At 63.1% G+C, this 1,425-nt stretch carries 1 protein-coding gene; it reads left to right on the top strand.

Features of this window, described 5'->3' with window-relative positions:
• Nucleotides 1-160 precede the first annotated feature (160 nt).
• A complete protein-coding gene (locus tag A8G00_RS03325; RefSeq protein WP_011950834.1) occupies nucleotides 161-1,372 on the top strand; it encodes an IS256 family transposase in 1,212 nt (403 codons plus the stop codon).
• The last annotated feature ends 53 nt before the right edge of the window (nucleotides 1,373-1,425 follow it).

Genomic DNA, 1,425 nt, shown 5'->3' with positions numbered 1-1,425 from the left:
GTTAGCGTCCGCGCTCGTGGTGTAATTTCTGGTGTAGATTGAGATGATCGCATGGGGTGGGGCATGCCGCACCCCATGCGATTTCGATCTCGGTGGCCACCGGGCTCATCGGTAAGGTGGAGTTACCACACTTCACACGCCCACCGAGGAGTTGATCCCGATGACCGACGACAGACTACCGCTTGCCGAGCTGATGGCGAAGACTGGAGATGGAGATTTCCTGCGCACGATCGCCGAGAGCGTATTACAGATCATCATGGAGGCCGACGTCGATGGCCTGGTCGGCGCTAGCCGACACGAGCGCTCCGGCGACCGGACGACCTGGCGGAACGGCTACCGCGACCGCAGCCTCGATACCCGGCTCGGCACGCTCAACCTGAGGATTCCCAAGCTACGGACCGGCGCCTACTTCCCTGGCTTCCTGGAACCCAGGAAGACCGTCGAGAAGGCGCTGGTCGCGGTGATCCAGGAGGCGTGGATCGCCGGCGTCAGCACCCGGCGTGTCGACGAGCTGGTGCAGGCCATGGGCATGACCGGCATCTCCAAATCCTCGGTGTCCAAGCTGTGCAAGGATATCGACGAACGTGTCCATGCCTTCCTTAAGCGGCCGCTCACCGGCGACTGGCCCTACCTCTGGCTCGATGCTACCTACCTCAAGGTGCGCGAGGGCGGGCGGATCGTCAGTGTCGCCGCGATAATAGCCGTTGCCGTCAACACCGAGGGCAAGCGCGAAATCGTTGGCCTTCACATTGGCCCCTCCGAAGCCGAGCCATTCTGGTCGAGCTTCCTCAAGGACCTCGCACGCCGCGGACTGACCGGCGTGAAGCTGGTCATCTCCGATGCCCACGAGGGCCTCAAGGCAGCGATCACTCGCGTGCTCAGCGCCACCTGGCAGCGGTGCCGCGTCCACTTCATGCGCAATGCCCTGGCCTACGTGCCCAAGGGCCAGAACACTGTCGTCGCCGCTGCCATCCGCCAGGTCTTCCTCCAGCCCGACCATGCCGCCGCGACACAGGTCTGGCGCCAGGTCGCCGACCAGTTGCGTACCCGCTGGCCAAAGCTCGGCGCCTGCATGGACGATGCCGAGCACGACGTGCTGGCCTACATGACCTTCCCCGAGCAGCACCGCGTCAAATTACATTCCACCAATCCACTGGAACGCCTGAACAAGGAAGTGAAGCGCCGCGCCGATGTCGTCGGCATCTTCCCGAACGAGGATAGCATCATCCGCCTCGTCGGCGCCGTCCTGCTGGAGCAGAATGACGAATACCAGCTCCAGCACCGCTACATGCAGATCGAGGGCATGGCCGCCCTTGCTACACCAATGATCGAGGAGGCACAGCCGCTACAGATTACACCCAAGGCCGCCTGAAAATGCAGCCCGCTGGCCACACCCAATTCTACACCACATTGACGGACGCGACC

The sequence above is a fragment of the Sphingobium sp. SA916 genome (assembly GCF_002894065.1).
GTDB classification, from domain to species: domain Bacteria; phylum Pseudomonadota; class Alphaproteobacteria; order Sphingomonadales; family Sphingomonadaceae; genus Sphingobium; species Sphingobium fuliginis.
The sequence above is the reverse complement of the archived record's forward strand: the minus strand, read 5'-3'. Positions and strand labels throughout refer to the sequence as shown.

What these genes read in the sequence shown, in the direction of transcription:
- A8G00_RS03325 (WP_011950834.1), top strand. Translation starts at nt 161, where the DNA reads ATGACCGACGACAGACTACCGCTTGCCGAGCTGATGGCGAAGACTGGA.